The sequence below is a fragment of the Streptomyces sp. NPDC003393 genome (genome assembly GCF_053589015.1).
In genome coordinates, this window is sequence record NZ_JBSFRB010000001.1 from 46,603 (window position 1) to 65,524 (window position 18,922).

General features: G+C 73.9%; 16 protein-coding genes. 7 read left to right on the forward strand and 9 right to left on the reverse strand.

Annotated features, from left to right (window positions below; all coding sequences use genetic code 11):
* Positions 1 to 27 precede the first annotated feature (27 nt).
* Complete coding sequence (locus ACWDUZ_RS00195) at positions 28 to 1,101, reverse strand: NAD(+)/NADH kinase (RefSeq protein ID WP_451629463.1); 1,074 nt, start codon at positions 1,099 to 1,101, stop codon at positions 28 to 30.
* Between the two features lie 275 nt (positions 1,102 to 1,376).
* Between ACWDUZ_RS00195 and ACWDUZ_RS00200 the strand changes: the two genes are divergently transcribed.
* Positions 1,377 to 2,603, forward strand: a complete 1,227-nt coding sequence (locus tag ACWDUZ_RS00200; RefSeq protein WP_451629464.1) for a chitinase — start codon at positions 1,377 to 1,379, stop codon at positions 2,601 to 2,603.
* A gap of 203 nt (positions 2,604 to 2,806) precedes the next feature.
* Entirely contained in the window at positions 2,807 to 4,153 is a 1,347-nt protein-coding gene (locus ACWDUZ_RS00205; protein WP_451629465.1) for a PP2C family protein-serine/threonine phosphatase, read from the forward strand.
* A 93-nt stretch (positions 4,154 to 4,246) separates the two neighbouring features.
* Here ACWDUZ_RS00205 and ACWDUZ_RS00210 read toward each other — a convergent pair whose 3' ends face one another.
* Positions 4,247 to 5,284, reverse strand: coding sequence for a YihY/virulence factor BrkB family protein (locus tag ACWDUZ_RS00210; protein WP_451629466.1), 1,038 nt, complete (start codon positions 5,282 to 5,284; stop codon positions 4,247 to 4,249).
* Positions 5,285 to 5,545: 261 nt separating this feature from the next.
* Here ACWDUZ_RS00210 and ACWDUZ_RS00215 point away from each other — a divergent pair, with 261 nt between their 5' ends.
* Genes ACWDUZ_RS00215 through hypA form a run of 5 tightly spaced genes read left to right on the forward strand, consistent with a single transcriptional unit; the run spans position 5,546 to position 10,497 of the window.
* Positions 5,546 to 7,093, forward strand: coding sequence for a hypothetical protein (locus ACWDUZ_RS00215; protein WP_451629467.1), 1,548 nt, complete (start codon positions 5,546 to 5,548; stop codon positions 7,091 to 7,093).
* Complete coding sequence (locus ACWDUZ_RS00220) at positions 7,090 to 8,883, forward strand: nickel-dependent hydrogenase large subunit (protein WP_451629468.1); 1,794 nt, start codon at positions 7,090 to 7,092, stop codon at positions 8,881 to 8,883. Before ACWDUZ_RS00215 ends, ACWDUZ_RS00220 begins: the two co-directional genes overlap by 4 nt.
* Positions 8,876 to 9,487 (forward strand): NifU family protein, encoded by a 612-nt coding sequence (locus tag ACWDUZ_RS00225; protein WP_451629469.1) that lies wholly within the window; start codon positions 8,876 to 8,878, stop codon positions 9,485 to 9,487. The genes ACWDUZ_RS00220 and ACWDUZ_RS00225 overlap by 8 nt, the downstream gene beginning before the upstream one ends.
* Positions 9,484 to 10,080, forward strand: coding sequence for a DUF5947 family protein (locus ACWDUZ_RS00230; RefSeq protein WP_451629470.1), 597 nt, complete (start codon positions 9,484 to 9,486; stop codon positions 10,078 to 10,080). The genes ACWDUZ_RS00225 and ACWDUZ_RS00230 overlap by 4 nt, the downstream gene beginning before the upstream one ends.
* 57 nt (positions 10,081 to 10,137) lie before the next feature.
* On the forward strand, positions 10,138 to 10,497 hold the full coding sequence (hypA, locus tag ACWDUZ_RS00235) for a hydrogenase maturation nickel metallochaperone HypA (protein ID WP_451629471.1): 360 nt from the start codon (positions 10,138 to 10,140) through the stop codon (positions 10,495 to 10,497).
* A 147-nt stretch (positions 10,498 to 10,644) separates the two neighbouring features.
* Here the strand turns inward: hypA and hypE are convergent, their stop codons facing one another.
* The 7 genes from hypE to ACWDUZ_RS00270 all read right to left on the reverse strand — a co-directional run bounded on the left by hypE (position 10,645) and on the right by ACWDUZ_RS00270 (position 18,884).
* Positions 10,645 to 11,730: a hydrogenase expression/formation protein HypE gene (gene hypE, locus ACWDUZ_RS00240; protein ID WP_451629472.1), complete on the reverse strand. Its 1,086-nt coding sequence runs from the start codon at positions 11,728 to 11,730 to the stop codon at positions 10,645 to 10,647.
* Complete coding sequence (gene hypD, locus ACWDUZ_RS00245) at positions 11,723 to 12,865, reverse strand: hydrogenase formation protein HypD (RefSeq protein ID WP_451629473.1); 1,143 nt, start codon at positions 12,863 to 12,865, stop codon at positions 11,723 to 11,725. The genes hypE and hypD overlap by 8 nt, the downstream gene beginning before the upstream one ends.
* Complete coding sequence (locus ACWDUZ_RS00250) at positions 12,862 to 13,203, reverse strand: HypC/HybG/HupF family hydrogenase formation chaperone (RefSeq protein ID WP_451629474.1); 342 nt, start codon at positions 13,201 to 13,203, stop codon at positions 12,862 to 12,864. The genes hypD and ACWDUZ_RS00250 overlap by 4 nt, the downstream gene beginning before the upstream one ends.
* 3 nt (positions 13,204 to 13,206) lie before the next feature.
* The gene (gene hypF / locus ACWDUZ_RS00255; protein WP_451629475.1) at positions 13,207 to 15,669 is read right to left on the reverse strand and encodes a carbamoyltransferase HypF; all 2,463 of its coding nucleotides are present in this window, start codon (positions 15,667 to 15,669) and stop codon (positions 13,207 to 13,209) included.
* Positions 15,666 to 16,487: a hydrogenase nickel incorporation protein HypB gene (gene hypB / locus ACWDUZ_RS00260; RefSeq protein ID WP_451629476.1), complete on the reverse strand. Its 822-nt coding sequence runs from the start codon at positions 16,485 to 16,487 to the stop codon at positions 15,666 to 15,668. The genes hypF and hypB overlap by 4 nt, the downstream gene beginning before the upstream one ends.
* Positions 16,488 to 16,566: 79 nt before the next feature.
* Positions 16,567 to 17,175 carry a hydrogenase maturation protease gene (locus ACWDUZ_RS00265; protein WP_451629477.1) on the reverse strand — a complete coding sequence of 203 codons (609 nt, stop codon included), beginning with the start codon at positions 17,173 to 17,175 and terminating at the stop codon, positions 16,567 to 16,569.
* Positions 17,172 to 18,884, reverse strand: coding sequence for an enoyl-CoA hydratase-related protein (locus ACWDUZ_RS00270; RefSeq protein ID WP_451629478.1), 1,713 nt, complete (start codon positions 18,882 to 18,884; stop codon positions 17,172 to 17,174). Before ACWDUZ_RS00270 ends, ACWDUZ_RS00265 begins: the two co-directional genes overlap by 4 nt.
* Positions 18,885 to 18,922: the final 38 nt, after the last annotated feature.

The window sequence follows — 18,922 nt, forward strand, 5'->3', positions numbered from 1 at the left end:
GCCACGACCGCCGCGTCGGCCGCGGGTTCACTGGGGCGGCGGAGCAGCGTCGGGTGCGGGCGGCAGTGCCAGGTGCGCGAGGTCTCCGGGCCGGGGCGAGGTCACCGGCCAGAGCGGCGGCGGGGTGCCGTCGGCGACCGCGGCGGGGGCGTCGGAGAGTCTCATGCGCTCGCGCAGGCGGCCGTAGAAGTCCATCGGGCCCAGCCGCACGGCCCGCAGCCGGCGTGGGGAGGCGTAGATGCCGATCCAGTCCCCCGGGTCCAGCACTCCGCGCAGCTGTCCGTCGATGCTCACGACGGCCTGGCCCGAGTGGTCCAGCATGCGCAGGGCGATCGGCTCGTCGGGCGCGGCGACGACCGAGCGGTCGAACACCATGTGCGGGGCGACGGCCGTGAAGACAAGGGCGTCCGCGCGCGGCGAGACGACCGGACCGCCGGCGGCGAAGCTGTAGGCCGTGGAGCCGGTCGGGGTGGCGACCAGCAGCGCGTCCGAGGAGTACGACGCGAGCAGCCGTCCGGCGATGTAGACGCCGGCCGACACCTGGCGGTCCCGCACCAGCTTCTCCACGACGATGTCGTTGAGCGCGGTGACGTTCAGCGCGATGCCCCAGTCGCAGCCCGACTCGCACTCGGTGCGCACGCGTGGCGGCGGCAGCATCGGGCGGCGGCCGTAGCGCATGAGTTCCTCGATGCCGGCGGGCACTTCCAGACGGCGCGAGGCGCGCATCGTGAGCAGCATGCGGTTCTCGACGTCGAGCCGCTCGGCGAGGACCGCGTCCAGCGCCGAGTGGACGAAGGCCACGGGCACCTCGGTGAGGAAGCCGACCCGGCCGAGGTCCACGCCCAGGACGAGGGCGTCGTGCACGGCGGCCAGCCGGGCGCCGCGCAGGAACGTGCCGTCGCCGCCCAGGGTCACGATGAGGTCCGGGTCGCCGGCGGCGTCCACCTCCTCCCGGGCGCTGTGCCGCCCGCCGTCGCGCCACACGTCGATGTCCGTGCAGTGCACGGCATGGTCCGCGCACCAGGAGCGCACGGCCCCCGCCGCGGCCACGGCCTCCGCGCGCCCTTCGTGCACGACCAGGCCGATCCGACGTACCGTCACATCCGTCTCCGAGTCGATTCGCGTCGCCGAGCGGCGGGCGACGCCGGAAGCCATCCTCACCGCGCGGGCCGCCTCCGTCCGCGCCGCCACGCCGCCGGACGCCCCCCTCCGCGGGGCCCGGGCCTTCCCCGAGCGGCCCGGTGCGGCTCCTCCGGCAGGTAAAGGAATCGTATGGTCCAGTCCAAGGACTCCTCTGGTCCAGACCAATCTATTGACGTGCTCGCAACACCCTCAGGAAGCTGGGGCAACTTCCCCACACCCCCTGGAGGCAGGCAGTGAGACGTCGTCACGCATGTCTGGGCGCGGCCACCGCCGTCGCGCTCGCCGCCGTCGGCACCACCGCACTGGTCGCGGGCAGCGCCTCGGGCGCGACCACCCGGCCGAGCGACCGCTGGTACGCCGCGGCCCCGTATCTGATGCCTCTGGACAACGACCCGCCGGACGCGGCCGCCATCATGGACGCCACCGGGCTGAAGGCGTTCCAGCTCGCTTTCATCCTCGCCCCCAACGGCGGCGGCTGCACACCCACCTGGGGCGGCACCGCCGCGGTCTCCTCGGACACGGCCGTGAAGTCCGTGATCGACACCATCCGCGCCAGGGGCGGCGACGTCTCCGTCTCCATCGGCGGCTACGGCGGCACCAAGCTCGGCCAGGCCTGCTCCGACCCGGCCGCCACGGCCGCCGCGTACCAGCAGGTCATCACCAAGTACGGGCTGCACGCCATCGACTTCGACCTGGAGGAGCCGGAGTACGAGAACGCGGCGGCCATCCACAACGAGATCGGCGCCGCGAAGATCCTCCAGCAGCACAACCCCGGCCTCTACGTCTCGGTCACCACCGCCGGAACGGCGGACGGCACCGGATGGTTCGGCAAGCAGATGCTGCTGGAGGCGAAGTCGCAGGGGTTCACCCCGAACAACTTCTCCATCATGCCGTTCGACGGCGGCTTCAACGGCGCGGCCTCCCCGACCGGCGCGCTGACCAAGTTCAACCAGATCCTGCAGTCCACGTTCGGCTGGGACGAGGCGACCGCCTACGCCCACGAGGGCTTCTCGGGGATGAACGGCCGCAGCGACACCGGCGAGATGTTCTACCAGAACGACTTCCAGACCGTGCTGGACTTCGCCACCACCCACCACATGGACCGCTTCACGTTCTGGTCCCTCAACCGCGACCGCCAGTGCTCCCCGCCCGACAACGGCGGCCGCACCTCCGGCACCTGCTCCAGCGTTGCGCAGAACGCGTGGGACTTCGCCAAGTTCTCGGTGAAGTTCGCCGGCGCCACACCGCCCACCGCCCCGCCCACCACGACGCCACCCACCTCCTCCACGCCGACCCCGCCGGGCGACGAGTGCAAGCCGGCCTGGAATGCGAGCTCGGTGTACACCGCGGGCGACGAGGTCTCCTACGGCGAGCACGACTGGAAGGCCAAGTGGTGGACCCAGAACGAGGTCCCCGGTGCCTCCCAGTGGGGCCCGTGGCAGGACGAGGGCGCCTGCTGACGGCCTGCACGGTCGCGCCGGTCCTGCCGTGACGGGCCTACGGCCCGGCCGGACCGGCGCCCGTTCCGCTGCCGTGCGGTGCGGCCGGCCCGACGGGTGACGCGACGACGGGCCGCCGTCCCGCCCGCGGCGTAGGGTGATCGTGCCGGGGCAGTGCCCGGTGGGCGGGCGACGACAGCCGGCCCCGGCGGGAGGTGCCGGGCATGTCGGACGATCCGCGGGAGCCGCGGCCGCTGCCGGGTGGCGCGACCGTGTCGGATCTCAGCGCCCAGGTACGGCAGCTGGCGCTGGAGCAGCGCCGGCTGCGGCGGCTGCTGGACGCGGTGGTGGCCATCAGTGCTGACATGGACACAAGGACAGTGCTCCAGGACATCGTGAACGCCGGGGTCGACCTCGTCGCCGCCCGGTACGGCGCCCTCGGCGTGCTCGGGGACGAGGGGGAGTTCGCCGACCTGATCACCGCGGGTGTGGACCGGACGCGGCTGCTGGCCGAGTCCGGACTGCCACAGGGCCACGGGCTGCTGGGCGCCCTGTTCGCGGATCTCGCGCCGCTGCGCGTCGACGACGTCGCCGCCGACCCGCGCTCGGTCGGGTTCCCGGCCGGGCACCCGGTGATGACCACCCTTCTGGGGGTCCCGCTGCGGGTGCGCGGCACCGTGTACGGCACCCTCTACCTCGCCGACAAGCACGACGGGACGCCGTTCGGTGACGACGACGAGGCCCTGCTGACCGCGCTGGCCAGCGCGGCCGGCGTCAGCATCGAGAACGCCCGGCTGTACGAACATCTCAAGCGGGCCGCCGAGCAGTTCCAGCGCCGGCTGCTGCCCGTGCTGCCCGACCTGGCGCCCCTCGAGGTGGAGGTCCGCTACCAGCCGGCGTCCGAGCTGCCGAAACTCGGCGGGGACTGGTACGACGCCGTGCCCCTGCCGGACGGGGCGGTCCTCGTCGTGGTGGGGGACGTCACCGGCCACGACGTGGAGGCTGCGCCGGTGATGGGGCAGATCCGCAGCATGCTGCGGGCGCTGGCGTTCGACCGGGGCGGGTCGCCCAGCCTGGTCGTGGACCGGCTCGATCACGCGCTGACCATGTCCCCCGACCCCACGGCGGCCACCTTGGTGATGGCCCGCATCGCGCGCGAGCCGGGCGCCGGATACACCATGCGCTGGACCAACGCCGGCCATCCGCCGCCCCTGCTGATCACCTCCGACGGCACCGCACGATGGCTGGCGCCCGAACCGCACGGCATCCCGGTCGGCGTCGATCCGGGGCTGCACCGCCCCGACCACACCCACGCGCTGCCTCCGGCGAGCACGCTGCTGCTGTTCACCGACGGACTGGTCGAACGCCGTGGGCAGGACATCGGAACCGGGCTGCGGCAACTGGCCGACCGCGCCGCCGCCCTGGCCACGGCCCCACTGGCCGCCCTCTGCGACCACCTGATCTCCCGCGAGGACACCTACGACGACGATGTCGCCCTGCTCGCGCTGCGGGTGCCGGACATGACGCCCGGGACGCCGCCGGGTGCGGACACTCCCTCCGCACAGGGGTGATACGACGGACCTCGTACGGCCGGGCGGTCCGGCGCGGCGAGGGGCCCGTGGCGGCGAGGTCGCGCGGCCACGCGTCGGGGCGGGCGTCCGCCGTCACGTGAGGCCGTCCCGGTCGTGCTCCTCGGGCGCCCGTTCCTCACCCTCCCGCGCGTGCGGCGGCGGGTCGAAGTGGACGGTGATCCGCTCGAATCCCTTGAAGGACTCGGTCGTGGCGTAGGACCGGTAGGCCCGCTGGTCCCCGGCGCTCAGGTGGACGCGGTCGGTGAACGGACTGAGCAGGCTCCTGGGCCACAGCCGCATGCACCGTACCGCGCTGATCTCCGCCGTGACCAGGTACACCAGCGCCCCCAGGTAGATCCAGGCCAGCAGGCCGAGCACGATGCCGAAGAGTCCGTATGTCGCCGTGGTGCCCTTCAGCACATGCCCGACGTAGTAGGTGCCGCCCCACAGCAGTCCCTGCCAGGCGCACGAGGCACCCAGCGCCGGACCCCACATCACGCGCAGTGGCACCCGGCGCCGGGTGAGCAGTCGGTAGCTGCCGATCAGCAGGGCGGCGTTCAGCAGGACGGCCAGGAGGCCGGCGGCCACGCGCACGCCGACCTCCAACCGGGCGCCGAAGATGCCCGCCGCCCACTCGGCGACGGTGGACACACCGGTGATGACGCACAGGCCGAGCGCCAGCAGCGACAGGAACTTCAGCCCCTTCCAGCGCGAGTGCAGCGGGTCGGGCCGGGCGTGCCGCGGCACGGCGAAGATCTTGTTCAGCGCGTGCTGGGCGGCCTGGGCGACGTTCAGCGCGCCGTAGAAGCTGCCGATCACGCCGACCACGACGGCGACGGTGCTGCCGCGGAAGGAGCCGATGTTGTTGACGATCTGGTCCCCGATGACCGGGAACTCGCTGAGCGCTGAGTTCAGCACCTGCTGCTGGAGGTGGGGGTTGCCGCTGAGGATCGCGCTGAGCACCGCGACGAGGAAGAGCATCAGCGGGAACAGCGAGAGGAAGCCGTAGTACGTCAGCAGCGCGGCCAGATAGGCGGCCTGGTCGTCGTAGAACTTGTAGATCACGGCCAGCGGGAGGCCCGCCCAGCGATGCCGTCGCTGGTAGGCGTCCAGTCGGGCCAGCACGTCCATGCGTTCATCCACACCGTCGGCCGTGGCTCCGCTGACACCGGACGCCACCCGTTCCAAGTGCCCTGGCCAGGCCGTTCCATGCGGAACGGCGGATTCCGGCGGGGCGCGGCCGGACGTACGGCAGCGCGCGGCCCGCATCCGGCGGCGCGGGCCCGCCGTTGCGCCGGACGGGCCAACACACCGGGCCAGGCGGGCGGGGGCGCGTGAGCGGTGCGCCGGTGGTGGAAGGGATGGCGCACACGCGAATGCGAGGGAGGCCGGATGCCCGATGCCGTGACCCAGGACGCCGTGCCGTACGCGGCCGCCGTCGACGAAGGTGCTCCGACCCTGGACCGGGACGGGCCCGGCTTCGACCGGCTGAGCGCGGTGGCCGACGCGGTCCTCTACGAGGGCTACCTGCTCTACCCGTACCGCCGTTCGTCGCCCAAGAACCGGGTGCGGTGGCAGTTCGGCGTCCTGCTGCCCCGGAACTGGGTGGAGCGTGACGGCCCGGTCGCGGCCGGTGTGTCGGGCTCCGCCGACTCCTGGTACCAGCGGACCGAGTGCCTGGTGCGGGTGCGGCGGCCGGATGCCGGCCTGCGGGTACGGGTGCGGTACCTGCAGATGCGGCACAAGCAGGTGGAGGCCGCGGACGCGGACGGCGGGCACCGCCCGGTCGAGTCGCTGCGGACCGACGACGGCACGGCCCATCTGACCTTCGACGAGGCGGTGCCTCGCGAGACCGACCTCGCCGTCGCCCTGGACGACCTGCTCCGGCGCGACCTCACCGTCCCGGTGGGCGCGGCGGCCTGCGCCGAGACCCGGTCGCTGCCCTCGGGCGCCGGGCGGGTGGTGCGGCGGTGCGCGGAGGTCCGGGCGAGCACCGTGCTCACGGCCGAACGGCTCGCGCCCGGCCTGGTCCGGCTGCGGGTGCGCACCGAGAACACCGGCCGGGCCCCGGACCCGGCCGCGGGGCGGGCCGAGGCGCTGCGCCACGCGCTCATCGCGACGCACTGCCTGATCGGCGGCGACGGCGTGGAGTTCGTGTCGCTGATCGATCCGCCCCCGGATCTGGCGGAGCACGCGGCCGCGTGCCGCAACGCATTCACCTACCCGGTGCTCGGCGGACCGGCGCCCGCCGGCGGCGACGGTTCCGGGGGCGCCGGGCCGGTCCTGCTCTCCGCGCCGATCATCCTCTCCGACCGCCCTCAGGTGGCGCCGGAGAGCCCGGGCGATCTCCACGACGCGGCGGAGATCGACGAGATCCTGACCCTGCGCACGATGCTCCTGACCGACGAGGAGAAGGCCGAGGCCCGGGCGACCGATCCACGCGCCGCCGCGATCCTCGACCGGGTGGACACCATGCCGCCGGAGGTGTTCGCCCGGCTGCACGGCGCCATCCGCTCCCTGGCCCCGGAGCGGCGGGAGCCCCCCGGCCCGGGGCGTCCCGCCTGGTGGCAGGAGGGCGGTGACGACGGCCTGTCCCCCGCCACGGACACGGTGCTGGTCGACGGCGTGCGCGTGGGCGGCGGCAGCCGGGTCCGGCTCCGTCCGCTCGGCCGGGGTGCCGACGCCCAGGACATGTTCCTGGCCGGGCGCACCGCACGGGTCGCGGCCGTACGCCACGACGTGGACGGCGGTGTCCACCTCGCCGTCACCGTGGACGACGACCCCGCGTCCGAGCTGCACACCTGGTACGGCCGCTTCCACTACTTCCGTCCCGACGAGCTCGAGCCGCTGCCCGACCAGCGGCCCCCCACGGCCCGACCGGACCACACCCCCACACCACCCCCATCGGACACGGACAGCGAGGGGCAGCAACCCAGATGACCACCACCGAGGCCCGCTCCAAGGCACGCAAACCCGCGCAGATCGTGGACATGTCCTGGGACCCGATCACCCGGATCATCGGGAACCTGGGCATCTACACGAAGATCGACTTCGCCAACCAGGAGGTCGTGGAGTGCCGCTCCACGTCCTCCCTGTTCCGCGGCTACTCCGTCTTCATGAAGGGCAAGGACCCGCGCGACGCCGGGTTCATCACCTCACGGATCTGCGGGATCTGCGGCGACAACCACACCACCTGCTCCAACTACGCCCAGCAGATGGCCTACGGCGTCAAACCGCCGCCCCTGGCCGAGCACATCACCAACCTCGGCGAAGCCGCCGAGTACATGTTCGATCACACGATCTTCCAGGACAACCTGGTCTTCGTCGACTTCTGCGAAGCCATGGTGAAGGCCACCAACCCGTCCGTCCTGGCCCGGGCGGAGCGCACCGAAGCCCCGCGCGGCTACATCCACGGCTACCGCACGATCGCCGACATCATGCGCGCCTTCAACCCCTTCGAGGGCGAGGTGTACAAGCAGGCGCTCAAGGTCTCCCGGGTGACGCGGGAGATGTTCTGCCTGATGGAGGGCCGCCACGTGCACCCCTCCACGCTGTATCCGGGCGGGGTGGGCACCATGCCCCAGCCCACCGTCTTCACCGACTACCTCTCCCGCCTGCTGAGGGTGCTGGACTTCATCAAGCAGGCGGTGGCGATGAACGACGACGTCTTCGACTTCTTCTACGAGGCCCTGCCCGGCTACGAGCAGGTGGGACAACGCCGGATCCTGCTGGGCTGCTGGGGCGCCTTCCAGAACCCCGCCACCTGCGACTACCGCTATGAGAACATGAACGCCTGGGGCCGGGACATGTTCGTCACCCCCGGCATCGTCGTGGACGGCGAACTGGTCACCAACGACCTGGTCGACATCAACCTCGGCCTGCGGATCCTGCTGGGCTCCTCCTTCTACGAGGACTGGGTGAACGAGGAGCCGTTCGTCACCCACGACCCGCTCGGCAACCCGGTCGACATCCGCCACCCCTGGAACCAGACCACCCTGCCCGCACCGCAGAAACGTGACTTCGACGGCAACTACAGCTGGGTGATGAGCCCCCGCTGGTACGACCGGCGCACCGGCGACCACCTGGCCCTGGACACCGGCGGCGGACCGCTGGCCCGCCTGTGGACCACCGCGCTCAGCGGCCTGGTCGACACCCCCTACGTCAAGGCCACCGGGCACAGCGTCCGCATCACCCTGCCCAAGAGCGAGAAGCTCCCCGAGACCACTTTGGAATGGCACATCCCCAAGTGGTCCAACACCATCGAACGCGACCGCGCCCGCCCCTACTTCGTCGCCTACGCCGCCGCCATGGCCGTCCAGTTCCTGGAGAGCGCCATGGGCCTCGTCCGCGGCGGCGACACCAAGGTCTTCGAGAACTTCGAGGTCCCCGACGAGGCCATCGGCTGCGGCTTCCACGAGGCCGTCCGCGGTGTGCTCTCCCACCACCTCGTCATCCGGGACAAGAAGATCGCGAACTACCACCCGTACCCGCCCACCCCGTGGAACGCCAGCCCCCGCGACTCCTACGGCACCCCCGGGCCGTACGAGGACGCCGTCCAGGGGCAGCCGGTCTTCGAGGAGAACGGGCCGGACGACTTCAAGGGCGTCGACATCATGCGCACCGTCCGCAGTTTCGACCCGTGCCTGCCCTGCGGCGTCCACATGTACATCGGCAACGGCAGAACCCTCACCACCAGCCACACCCCCACCTACGGAGCCGGACATGGCTGACGCCGGGCCGGCCTTCCCCGCCGGCCGCCTCCAGGATGCGGACGTGGAGGTCCGGCTCGCCCGGATCGACGAGTTGCTCGCCGGACTGGACTGCGCGCCCGGTCCGACGGTGCGCCTGGCGGTGGAGGCGGTCCGGCTGCTGACGGAGGTCTACGGCGAGGCGCTGGCCCGGGTGCTGGAGCGCGCGGACGAGGCCCTGGCCCGGCAGCTGGCCGAGGACGAGCTTCTCGGGCATCTGCTGGTGCTGCACGAGATCCATCCCGAACCCGCCGAACGCCGTGCCGCCCGCGCGGTCGAACGGCTGCGGCCCGCCGTGCGTGAACGCGGCGGCGACGTGGAGTGGGCCGGGGTCGACGGATCGGTGGCCCGGGTCCGCCTGAAGACCGCCGGCGGCTGCGGTTCCGGGTGCGGCGGCGGGACGGGAGACGCCGGCGGGGCGGTGCGTGAGGCGGTGCGCCAGGCCGTGCTCGCCGCCGCTCCGGAGCTGACCGCGGTGGAACCCCTCCCGGAGCCCGCCGACCGGCGGGCGGCACCGGCGTTCGTACCGCTGGACGCCCTGGTGCGACGGCCCACGGGCACGGCCCCGGCCGGGGAGGCGCGGTGAGCTCGGACGGGGCACTGGCCCGCCTGATCCGCTCCTCGGCCGTGGCCGACCGGTCGGCCGGCGCCGAGGCGTGCGAGCTGTGCGCCACGCCGGTGCCCGAGGAGCACGCCCATCTCTACGACACCGCGCAGGCGGAGCTCTGCTGCGCCTGCGGACCCTGTTCCCTGCTGTTCGCCGGGGACGGCGCGGGCGACGGGCGCTTCCGGCTCGTGCCGCGGCGCCGGATCCGGCTGCGCGGCGTCGACACCGGGACGCTCGGGGTGCCGGTCGGTCTGGTGTTCTTCGTGCCGCACGCCGACGGAACGGTCACCGCCCAGGGGCCGAGCCCCGCGGGCGCGATGCGGTGGGAGGTGGACGCGGCGGCCTGGCGGCGGGCCGCCGAGCAGTGTCCCGAACTGGCCGCCATGGAACCGGACGTGGAGGCGCTGCTGGTGAACACCGTCCGCGGCCTCGACCACCACTGGATCGTGCCCGTCGACGACTGCTTCCGGATGGTGGCCCTCGTGCGCCGGGAGTGGCGGGGACTGTCGGGCGGCGGCCGGGTGTGGCGGGCCGTGGAGGAGTTCTTCGCCAACCTCACCGAACGGCACTGAGCGACCCGGCGACGGGCCGAGCGACGCCTGGCGACAGGCTGGGCGGCAGGGAGAGACGTGCACGAGTTGTCGATCGCGACCGCGATCGTGGAGCGGGCCGAGGAGTGGGCGCGGGCCGACGGGACGGGCGACGTCGCGTCGGTGACCGTGCGGGTCGGTGAGCTGTCCGGTGTGGTGCCCGACGCGCTGGACTTCGCCTTCGAGGTGGCCCGGGAGGGCACCCCCCTGGCCGCGGCCCGGCTGGTCGTGGAGCATGTGACGGCGCGCGCCTACTGCGCGCCGTGCGCGGCGGAGTTCGCGCTGGGCATGCCGCCGTTCTTCTGGTGTCCGCGCTGCGACCGCCCGTCACGGGACCTGCGCGGCGGACGGGAACTGGAGATCACCGCCGTCGAGCCCGCGCCGCCGCCCACGCCCTGACGGCCCCGGGCCGGTCCGGGCGCCCTGGACCGCCGGGCAGGCCGGCCGCACCCGGGAGGACGCGGTCCCCCGCCGGTGCCCGACTCACCGGCGAGGTCGCCTCCCCCGGTCGCGCTGCCGCCCGGACCTGCGGCGGCCTCCCCGGGGTCAGCAGATGCGCGGAAGTTGCTCCCCGAGCGGCAGGTCGACGACCCGGGTGCCGCCCAGGCCGGTGGAGACGACGACCATGCCGGGGTGTTCGGCGACGCACTCGCCGATGAGCGCGGCTTCGCCGCCCTGCGGGTGAGCGCGCATCGCCTCCAGAACCCCCTCGGCCTCCGTCGCTGACACGAAGGCCACCAGTCGTCCCTCGTTGGCGACGTACAGCGGGTCGAGGCCGAGGAAGCCGCAGGCGTTCGCGACGGCATCCGGTACGGGGATCGCGCGCTCCTGGAGCCGGACGCCGGTGCCGGAGGCGCGGGCGATCTCGTTGAGCGAGGCGGCGAGCCCGCCCCGGGTGGGGTCGCGCAGCACATGGACGTCGGGGGTGACGGCCAGCACGGCCGCCACCAGGTCGGCCAGAGGTGCGGTGTCGCTGGCGATCTCGACGCCGAACTCCAGGCCCTCCCGCACGCTCATGACGGCCACGCCGTGCAGCCCGATCGGGCCGCTCACGATCACGGCGTCCCCCGGGCGGGCCCGCTGCGGGCGGATGTCCACCCCCTCGGGGACCAGCCCGACCCCGGCGGTGGTGACGTACACGCCGTCGCCGTGCCCCGCCTCCACCACCTTGGTGTCGCCGGTGGCCACGGTGACCCCGGCCGCCTCCGCCGCGGCGCCCATGGCGCGCGCGACCCGGTCGACGACGGCCAGCTCCACGCCCTCCTCCAGGACGAAGGCGGCCGAGAGGTAGGCGGGGCGTGCGCCGCTCATGGCCAGGTCGTTGACGGTGCCGTTGACCGCGAGGTCACCGAGGCTGCCGCCGGGGAAGAACAGCGGCCGCACGACGTAGGAGTCGGTGGAGAAGGCGAGCCGGGCGCCGCCGAGATGGAGGACGGCCGAGTCGCCCATGCCGGCCAGGACGGGGTTGCCGTAAGCCGGGGCGAACACGTCGTGGATCAATTCGGCGGACAGGGCGCCGCCTCCGCCGTGGCCCATGACCACGACCGGCTGGTCGCGCAGGGGGGCGGGGCAGGTCCAGTTCACGGGGTCGACGGGGGCGGTCTCGGTCGCTTCCGGGGCGAGTTCAGCCAACGGAGTTCATCTCCTCCTGCGGGATACGGGAGCCCGGTGCCGGAGTGCCGTTCATCCGGCGGTACAGGTAGTAGGCCGCACAGGCGCCCTCGCTGGAGACCATGGTGGCGCCGAGCGGGGTGCGCGGTGTGCAGGCGGCGCCGAACGCGGCGCACTCGGTGGGCTTGATCAGCCCCTGGAGGACCTCGCCGGCCCGGCACACGGCGGGTTCCTCCGTGCGGATGCCGGTGACGTCGAAGCGGTGTTCGGCGTCGTAGGCGCGGAAGGCGTCCGACAGCCGCCAGCCGCTGGCGGGGATGCGTCCGATACCGCGCCAGTTGCGGTCGGCGACCTCGAAGACCTCCTGGAGCATGCGCAGCGCGGCCGGGTTGCCGTCCTCGCGCACCGCGCGCGGGTAGGCGTTCTCCACCCGGTGCTCGCCGCGCTCCAACTGGTGGACGGCGCGGCGGACGCCTTCGAGGATGTCCAGCGGTTCGAAGCCGGTGACCACGATCGGCACCCGGTGCCGGGCGGCCAGCTCCGGGTACTCGGCGGTGCCCATGACGCTGCACACGTGCCCGGCGGCCAGGAAGCCCTGCACCCGGCAGGCGGGCGCGGTCATGATGGCCTCGATGGCCGGCGGAACCCGGACGTGCGAGACCAGCAGGCTGAAGTTGTCCAGGCCGAGGCGGCGGGCCTGGTGCACCGCCATGGCGTTGGCGGGCGCCGTCGTCTCGAAGCCGATGGCGAAGAACACCACCTGCCTGTCGGGGTGCTCCCGCGCGAGCCGGAGCGCGTCGAGCGGCGAGTACACCACCCGTACGTCACCGCCCTCGCCCTTGACGCGGAACAGGTCGCGGTCGGTGCCCGGCACGCGCAGCATGTCGCCGAAGGAGCAGAAGATCACGTCCGGGCGTGCGGCGATCTCCAGGGCCTTGTCGATGACCTCCAGCGGGGTGACGCACACCGGGCAGCCGGGGCCGTGGATCAACTCCAGCTTTTCGGGCAGGAGTTGGTCGAGGCCGTGCCGGATGATGGAGTGGGTCTGGCCGCCGCAGACCTCCATCAGCGCCCACGGCTGGGTGACCGTCGCATGGATCTCGTCCAGCAGCCGCCGGGCCAGCTGGGGGTCGTTGAACTCGTCGATGTACTTCATCGGGCCTCACTCCCGCCGTGTTCGCTCGCGCCGGCCGCGGAGACCGGTGGGACCTCGCCCCGGCTCCCGGCCTGCTCCGCCGCCTGCTGCCAGGCATCGCCGAACTCCTCCTCCAGCAGCCCCAGTTGCTCGAACAGCTCCAGGGACGCCCGGGCCGACTCCTCGTCCAGCCGTTGCAGGGCGAACCCGACATGGACGATCACGTACTCCCCCACCCGCAGATCGGGCAGGTACTCCAGACACGCCTGTTTGCGGACCCCGCCGAAGTCGACGACGCCGGTGAGCGGGTCGGCGCGGTGGTCGATGGACACGACCTTGCCGGGCACTGCCAAACACATGGGTCACTCCGTCTCGTCGCTGTCGGCGATCTCGTGGTGGTCGGGGATCTCGTCGCTGCCCCGGGTCTCGTCGTGGTCCGGGGTCGCGTCGCGGTCCGGGGTCGCGTCGCGGTCCGGGGTCCGTCGCCGCGTTCGGGCCGCGACCACGAGCTGTCCGAGGGCCAGACCGCCGTCGTTGGGCGGGACCTCGCCGTGGCGCAGAACGGCGAGGCCGTCCGCGGCCAGCAGCGCGGCGCACTCCTCCTCCAGCAGGCCGTTGGCGAAGACACCGCCGCTGAGGACGACCGTGGTCAGGCCCGTCGCCGCGCGGGCGCGGCGGCAGATCTCCGCGACGGCATGAGCCACGCCCCGGTGGAAGCGTGCCGCCAGGACCGGTGCGGGGGTACCGCGCCGCCGGTCGGCGAGGAGCGCCCGCAGCATGGGCGCGGGGTCGCACCGCACCGGACCGCTTCCGGTGGTCAGGTGGAAGGGGTACGCCGCCCGGTCCGCGCCGTGCGCCTCGGTGGCGGCCGCCTCCAGTTCGAGCGCGGCCTGCGCCTCGTAGTGCGCGCGGTGGCAGAGGCCGGCCAGGGACGACACGGCGTCGAAGAGACGGCCCATGCTGGAGGTCGGCACGCACGCCAGTCCCCGCTCCAACTGCCGCCTCAGCACGGTCCGTTCCTCCGGCGCGCAGGCGATGACGCTGGGCAGGTCGGGGTCCCACGGCAGGCCCGCCGCCCACAGCCGGGCCAGCGCCAGGCGGCACGGGTTGGCCACCCCGGCGTCGCCGCCGGGCAGCGGGGCGGGGGCCAGGTGGGCGAAGCGCCGGTGACCCGCGTAGTCGGCGAGGAGGAACTCGCCGCCCCACACGGTGCCGTCGTCGCCGTACCCGGTGCCGTCGAAGGCGACGCCGATCACCGGTGTGGTGCCGTCGAGGCCGTGCTCGGCCATCGCCGAGGCGATGTGCGCGTGGTGGTGCTGCACGAGCACCGGCTCCGGACGGGCGAGCCCGGCGGCCCGCCGACGCGCCCGGCGGGTGGAGTGGTAGCCGGGGTGCAGGTCGGCGGCGACCAGTTCGGGGCTCACCCCGGTGAGCGCCAGCACATGTCGTTCGGCTCGCCCGGCGGCCTCCAGGCCGGCCAGGTCGCCCATGTCGCCGACGTGCGGGCCGAACCAGGCGTGGTCGCCCTCGCCGACGCACAGCGCGTTCTTCAGGTCGCCGCCCACCGCGAGCGCGGGACGCACCGCGAACGGCAGGCGCAGCGGGCGGGGCACATGGCCGCGGGAACGGCGCAGCACCTGTTCGGTGCCGTCGGGGCGTACCCGCAGCAGCGAGTCGTCGCACGGACAGGCGATGGGCCGGTCGTGGGCGAGAAAGGCGTCGGCCAGTCCGGCCAGCCGGGTCAGCGCCTCGTCGTCGTCGGTGACGATCGGTTCACCGGAGCGGTTGCCGCTGGTCATCACCAGCAGTCGGGGGCCGGGCGGGTCACCGGGCAGGCCGAACAGCAAGGTGTGCAGAGGGGTGTAGGGCAGCATCAGGCCGATGTGCGGGCTGCCGGGACACACCTCGTCCGCGGGTCGGGGCCCGGCGGCCGGGGTACGGCGGCGCAGCAGGACGATGGGCCGCCGGGGGCCGGTGAGCACGGCCCGTTCGCGTTCGCCGAGGACGGCGACGTGTTCCGCGGTGGCCAGGTCCGCGCACATCACCGCGAAGGCCTTGCCGCCCCTGTCTTTGCGGGCACGCAGGGTGGCGACGGCGCGGGGGTCGGTGGCGTCACAGGCCAGGTGGTAGCCGCCGACGCCCTTGACGGCGACGATCCGTCCGGCGGCGAGCATCGACCGGGCCGCCGCGAGGGCTTCGGCGTCCCGGGCCGGGCGGGGGCCGCCGCCCTCGGCGGGCACCAGACGCAGCCGCGGTCCGCAGTCGGGGCAGGCGACGGGCTGGGCGTGGAAACGCCGGTCGGCGGGGTCCGCGTACTCGCGCGCGCAGCGGGGGCACATCGGGAAGGTCCCCATGGTCGTGGCCGCGCGGTCGTAGGGCATCGCGGTGGCGATGGTGAACCGGGGGCCGCAGTGGGTGCACGTGATGAACGGGTGCCGGTGGCGGTGGTCGCGGGGATCGGCCAGTTCCCGCAGGCAGTCGGCACAGGTCGCGGTGTCGGGCGGGAGCTGGGTGCGGCCGGCCGCCCGCTCGGTGGGGCGGATGGCGAAGGGGCCGGTGGCGCCCGTGACGGGCAGCTCTTCGAGTCCGATGCCGGTCACGACGGCCAGGGGCGGCGGCTGCCCGGCCAGCCGGTCGCAGAACCGGGCCACACCGTCCGCGGGGCCCTCGACCTCGATCAGCACCCCGCCCGCGGTGTTGCTCACGAAACCGGCCAGCGCCAGGTCGGCGGCGAGCCGGTGCACATACGGCCGGAAGCCCACGCCCTGGACCGTGCCGCGGACGGTGAGCCGGCGGCGTACGGGGGCGGTGGCGGGGGCTGTCATGAGGCGGGAGTACCGGCCGGGCGGGGCTGTGCGCGGGTGTCGTCGGCGTACTCGTCGACGGCTGTGTGCACGGGAGCCGGACGAGGGGTGTGGCTGTGGCCGTGCCGGGCGCTGTGCGGGCGCGGGTCGAGGGGCGGTCGGTGCGGCGGTGTGCCGTCGAGGGCGGCCAGCGCCCGGTCCAGTACGGTGTCGACGCCGTCGCCGGTGCGGGCGCAGGACCGCAGGATCTCCACCCCGGGGTTGACCCGGTGGACGTTGGCCCGGAAGGTGTCCTCGTCGAAGCCGGCCGCCGCGGCCAGGTCCGTCTTGGTGACCACGACCAGGTGGGCGGAGCCGAACGCGGTGGGGTACTTCAGCGGCTTGTCCTCGCCCTCGGTCACGGCCATCAGCACGATGCGCAGGCTTTCGCCGAGGTCGTACGAGGCCGGGCAGACGAGGTTGCCGACGTTCTCCACGAACAGCACCCGCGTGGCCGCGGGCACCCGGCCCGCCAGCCGGGCGCGCACCTGCCGGGCCTCGAGGTGGCACAGCCCGTCGGTGAGCACCTGCTGCACCGGAGCGCCGGACCGGGCCAGTCGGCGCGCGTCGTTCTCGGTGGCCAGGTCCGCGGTGAGCGCGGCCACCGGGACGCCTCGCTCGACCGCCCGGGCCAGCACCCGGCCCAGGAGTTCGGTCTTGCCGCTGCCGGGGCTGGACAGAAGGTTGACCAGCGCGGTCCCCTGCCGGGCCAGGTCGCTCCTGAGGGCCTCGGCCAGGTCGTCGTTCTTGGCGAGGACAGCCTGCTTGACGTCCTGTGTGACGTCGGCGGACCGGCACATGTCGCTTCTCCTCGCGGTCGGTTCGAGTGCTCGCGGTCGGTCGGGGGACTGCCGGCCGGCGGGCGGGCCGTCCGGCCCCTCACCGATCTTGTGCCGTGCCGGTGGCCGGAAGCGGCAGCGCAGCCGTGTGCGGCGGTGCGGATTCGTCCGGGCGGCCCAAGGACGGGGTGGCCGCGGGATCGGCGAGCAGGACCGGGACGATGCCGTGCAGCGCCTGGACGGCCCGGTCGACGGCGGCGCCGACCGGACCGCTGAGCCCCGGCACGATGTCCTCGTCGCCCCGCGGGAGGACGTCGGGCTCGCAGGCGAGGACGAGGACCCGGGGCAGCGGTCCGTCGCCGAGGTGGGCGGCCAGGGCCAGCACCTTCGCGGGGTCCATGCCGTGCGCCTCGGGCGGGGCCGCGGCCCCGGCGCAGGTGTCGGGCGGCTCCGGCTCGATCAGGGACAGGGTGCCGGGCCGGTGCCCGCGCGGCGCCGCGTCGACCAGGACGGCGGTGTCGTATCCGTAGAGCAGTTCGTAGGCGAGGTCGAGGCCGCGGATGCCGAAGTCCCGCACTCGCACGGCGTCGGGCAGCGGCCGGGCCGCGAGCGCCTGCACCACGTGGGGGCCGAAGGCGTCGTCCGCGAGGAAGATGTTGCCGACGCCCGCCACGAGCATCCGGGGGCGGGACCCGGGCGGGGTCGTCATCGCGCGTCCCCGCCGGCCGGCTGGAGGAGGGGTGGGGCCAGGGGGTCGGCGGGGCCGCTCGGCGTCTTGCGGACGAACGCCGACCGCAGTGCGTGGTAGGGCGCCGCGTGGTCGAAGAAGATCTCGTGCATGCGGGCGAGTTCGGCCCGCCGGTGGTCTGCGAGGGGCCGTACGGCCTCGTCCCGGGCGCGGGCCGCGGCCTTGGCCTCGATCCGCCGGGCGAGGTCGGGGGCGGCGGCGAGTTCGGCCGCCCTGCGGGCGGTCTCGTCAGCGAACCGCGGTGCGGGGACGGGCAGCAGACGGTCCACCAGGCCGAGGCCGTGCGCGGTGGCGGCGCTGACCGGCAGCGCCTGGGCGGTGAGCCGTTCGGCGGTCCGTGCGCCGACGCGGCGCGGCAGGCTGTAGGTCCAGTACTCGGAGCCGTACAGGCCCATGCGGCGGTAGTGGGGGTTGAGCACGGCGCCGCCGCGGCACCACACCTCGTCGGCGGCGAGCGCGAGCATGACGCCGCCGGCGGCCGCGTTGCCGCCGAGCGCGGCGACCACCAGCCGGTCGGTGGTGCGCAGGACCGCCTCGACGAGGTCGTTCATGGCGTTGAGGTTGGCCCAGGACTCGGCGGCCGGGTCGGGGGCCGCCTCGATGACGTTCAGGTGGATGCCGTTGGAGAAGAAGTCGCGGGCGCCGCCGAGCACGAGCACGGGCGTGGGGCGGGCGAGCGCGTACCGGTAGGCGGCGAGCAGCCTGCGGCACTGGTCGGTGCTCATGGCTCCGCCGGGGAAGGAGAAGGTGAGGAAGCCGACGTCGCCGTCGCGGCGGTAGCGGATGTCGGTCCAGGTGCGCCGACCGGGGGGCAGTTCGAGCGGGACGGTGGCCTCCGGGAGTGAGCAGGGGCCGAGGACGGAGGTGGCGGGGCGCTTGAAGGGCGCGGGGTCGCCGGAGTTCTTGCGCGGCCTGAGCTCGGGGATCCACACGGCGCCGTCCCGGGTGGCCCGGCACACGGCTCCGGCGCGGGTGGCGAGCGGTTCGCCGGGGCGTCCGCGCAGCCGGTCCTCGGGGTGGCCGCCGTGCAGGAACACCTCCCGGCCGCGCAGTTCGTCGAGCACGCCGGGCCGGGAGTCGGCCGCGCGAAGTCTGCGCAGCACGGTGGCGGTGCTGTCGTTGTCCCAGTCGATGCGGCGCTGCGGCTGGCGCATGACGTCGCGCCACATCACGTGCACCGACGCGTCGTTCTGGGACAGCGGTTTGAACGAGCCCTCCTCGTAACGCCGTACGGCCAGCAGTACGGCGGCCGCCGCCGCGTCCGCGGCCTCGTTGCGGTACAGGTCGCTCTTGCCCACGTCGGACGGCTCGAAAGGCATCGACGCCCAGATGTCACCGGCGTCCATGGCCGCCTCGGCCTGCAGGACGGTCACGCCCCAGCGCGCCGCCTGGTCGGTGATCGCCCAGTCCAGGGAGGACGGCCCGCGGTCCCCGGGGGGTCCCGGGTGGACGATGAGGCATGTGTGCCGCTGCCACACGTCCTCGGGCAGCGCCGTGCGCAGCATCGGGGCGACGATCAGCTCCGGCCGCGTCCGGGCGATCGCGGTGCGGACGGCGTCGGCGCCGTGCGAGGCGAGGACCGCGTCCACCCGGTGCCCGCGGTCCGACAGTTCGGCGTACACACGCTGGGCCAGACTGTTGAACGCGCTCACGACCAGCAGGATGTCCATGACGCGGCATGGTGTCCGTTTCGCCGGGCACCGGGAAG